The 3066-nt window shown below is 65.8% G+C and carries 2 protein-coding genes; both read right to left on the bottom strand.

Features of this window, described 5'->3' with window-relative positions:
- Nucleotides 1–530 (bottom strand): GrpB family protein (locus tag M9890_15660; GenBank protein ID MCO5178391.1); only part of this gene is annotated, 530 nt, incomplete at its 3' end.
- Between the two features lie 18 nt (nt 531–548).
- Nucleotides 549–2876, bottom strand: a complete 2328-nt coding sequence (locus tag M9890_15655) for a penicillin acylase family protein (protein MCO5178390.1) — start codon at nt 2874–2876, stop codon at nt 549–551.
- Between the last annotated feature and the right edge of the window lie 190 nt (nt 2877–3066).

Below are 3066 nucleotides of genomic sequence, written 5' to 3'. Positions count from 1 at the left end.
CGGATCAGCGTCTCCTTGCCCTGGTTATAGGCGACGTTGTCGGGCGCGCCGTCGGCGATGACGGCGCGTTTTCGCTCGACATAGGTCGCCAGTAGATCCGGGTCGGCGCGCAGACGTTCGCGGAATGCGATCAGCGTCGCCGCCTCGTCGGAATCTTCTGCGACGACGTGGACGTGCAGCCGGAAGGTATCGCCGTCGTAGTCGATCGAGCCGACCCGCATCGGGCGTTCTTCAGGGAACGGGTCGAGTCCGCGCTGGCGCTGAAAGCCGAGCGTGTCGAGCGCATCCCGCGCTGCGGCGAGTCGCCCCGGCTTGTAGAGCAACAGGAGATCGACAACTCCCTTGCCGTGGCACCCCGGGACGGCCGTGCTGCCGATGTGCTCGACGGTAGCGTCCGGCAGTGCGCGCTTGATCAGCTCCGCGACTTGCGTCGCAACGGTGGGATACCGAGCATCCCACAGATGAAAGAGTTTGTCCGCCTGGCTGTAGTCCAGGTAGATGTACTCACCAATCGGTGAATCGCTCGGCATCCCACCTCCTCGCGTGCGTCAGACCGGGTTGAGCTGCTGCGTCGATTCGGTGTTGGCGTCGACGGCTGCCTTGCTGTAGTGCATCGGCTCCATCTTCACCGCGCTCCAGGTTTCGGCCTGGTCGGCGTAGTGCGGGCTGCCTGGGTGACCGGATGCGCCAAGCGGTGAGACCCATAGCGACATATCCCAGTCACCAAGATCAAAGCCATAGCGCGCGACCGACGTGCCGTTGATGTTGTAGTTCTGGCCGGGGAACGTTCCGGCAGCCTGTGGCGTGTCCGCGTCGCCGCCCAGCGTGACCGACGGCGGATTGAGCAGGTCGACATCGTCGGGGAAGAGTCCGGCCAGCGGGTGGGTCGGGTTCGTGCGATGCAGCCGCTCCCAGCGCCAGTCGTCAATGTCATCGCCGAGATCGGCTGCCAGCGCGGCGACCGCGTTCTGGAACGCCTCGGTCAGGACTTCGGCCCAAGTCTCGCCCTCGGCGAGCAGCGAGGTGTCGTCGTCACGCAGCATGATCGGCACCTGGCTCCAGAGGCGCGCCGCCGGTCCCATCGCGGCCGGCTCGCCGACGAACGGGTTCGGAACGAGCGCCTGCGCCGACGGTCGCTGCACTACGAGGCGGGTCAAGTGTTCGCGGGTGACGGCGTAGATCGCCGGTTCCACCAGCTCCTTGTCCATCACGCCATCCCAGGCCACCAGCCGATCCCGCGCTGCCGCAACCTGCGAATCGTCGAAGGTCAGGCTGGACAGCGCGTCGCTGAACCAGTTGCTCGGGATCGACTGGCGCTCGGCGTGCATCGACTCGATGTCGGCGATGGTCGCGTTCTGCAGCGCTTCCAGCCGGGCGATGACACGCATGGCGCGGTAGGGCGGCGCGTAGTCGTGCGAGAGGTAGTGTGGGTAGTCGTCTCCCACGACGCGGTTGTTGGCCGTCGCGATCCAGCCGGTCTCCGGGTTGCGTGAGCGCGGTAGCTCCTCGAATGGGATGTCGCCCTGCCACTCGTAATCATCGTTCCAGCCCGGCACCGGCACCCAGCCGTTCGCGCGGTTGCGGATCGGCACGCGCCCGCGATGCAGATAGCCGATCGTGCCGTGGATGTCGGCCATCGTCATGCTGTTGCACGGATCGACCCAGTCGCGCATCGCCTCGTCCAGCTCCTCGACGGACTTTGCCAGGATCTGCGGTGTCAGGCACTGGAAGCCGGGGTTCGGATGGTCGAGCGCCGAGTAGTGCAGCGCGATTGCGTAGCCCGAGCTTGCGTCGCCAACGACAACCGGACCGTGGCGGGTGACGACGACGTCGATCTCGACCGGATCACCGCCGCGCACTTCGATCGTCTCGCGACGTGTCGTGGCAGCGTGCCACTCGTCATTGACCGCGTATTCCAGCTGCCCGTTCTCGGTGCGGAACTTCTCGACATACAGATCCTGATAGTCGGCGGCGGCGTGGGTGATGCACCAGGCGACGCTGTCGTTGTGGCCAAAGTGGGGGAAGCCGGGGATACCGGCGAACGAGTAGCCGATGACATCCGTCTCAGGGCAGGTCAGGTGATTCTGGTAGTAGACATTCGGCACATCGAGGAAGCGGTGCGGGTCGCCGCCAACGAGCGGCTTGCCCGAGGCGGTGCGGCTGCCGCTGACGGCCCAGTTGTTTGATCCGGCCGCCTCAGGCAGGCGCGAGAGCGCTTCTGCGCCAGGCATCAGCTCGGCGAGGTCAGCGATCGCGTTGGCGTACTCCTCGCCGGGAGGCACGATCAGGACGCCATCATTGCCAGTGCGGACGCCGAGCGTCGGGACGGCCTCGGGACCGAGCGCCGCCAGCACGCGGGCGCGCCACAGCTTCGATCCCCAGGTGCCCATCAGGACGTGGCGCACCTTGAAGATCGCGCCGGAATCCCACGGATTCCACGGCTCTGGCCTGATCCCGAGCATGTCCATCTCGACCGGCAGAGCCTTCGTTGACGTCATGAAGGCGTTTACCCCGGCGGCGTAGGCGTCGAGCATGGAGCGCGTGGCGTCGTCGAACGCGTTGTAATCGGCGCGGGCGCTGTCGACGAGGTCGAGCTTGCGCATCAACGTGTCACTAGCCAGCAGGGATGCACCTGCCAGCGTCGCGCCGCGACCTGCTGCCCGAGTGCGGTCAAACTCCATTTGCCAGAGGCGATCCTGAGCGTGGGCGAATCCCTGGCCGAAGAACGCATCGCGGAGGCTGGCAGCCCGAACGTGCGGGATGCCGAGCGTATCGCGAACGATCTCAACCGGCTTATCGAGACCGGAGACGCTGATCGTCCCGCTCATATTGGGCAGCGCTCCTGTGAGTCGCTTCTGGTCGATCGTTCTGGCCATCTGGAAATCCCCCTCCTTGGCGCGTATCGCCGCACTGAGTGCCGGTGGTGTTGCTCCGCGCATCTTACCGCCAAGCGCTGAGATGTGGTGTCAGCGATTCGCGGCATGGCTTGTGCGTCCGGCTATACACTTGTACAGAATGCAGGCCGCGCGTTGGATTGCCCGGCCGGAGCGGGGATTGGGAATACCT

This window comes from Thermomicrobiales bacterium, from assembly GCA_023954495.1.
Taxonomy (GTDB): domain Bacteria; phylum Chloroflexota; class Chloroflexia; order Thermomicrobiales; family CFX8; genus JAMLIA01.
The sequence above is the reverse complement of the archived record's forward strand: the minus strand, read 5'-3'. Positions and strand labels throughout refer to the sequence as shown.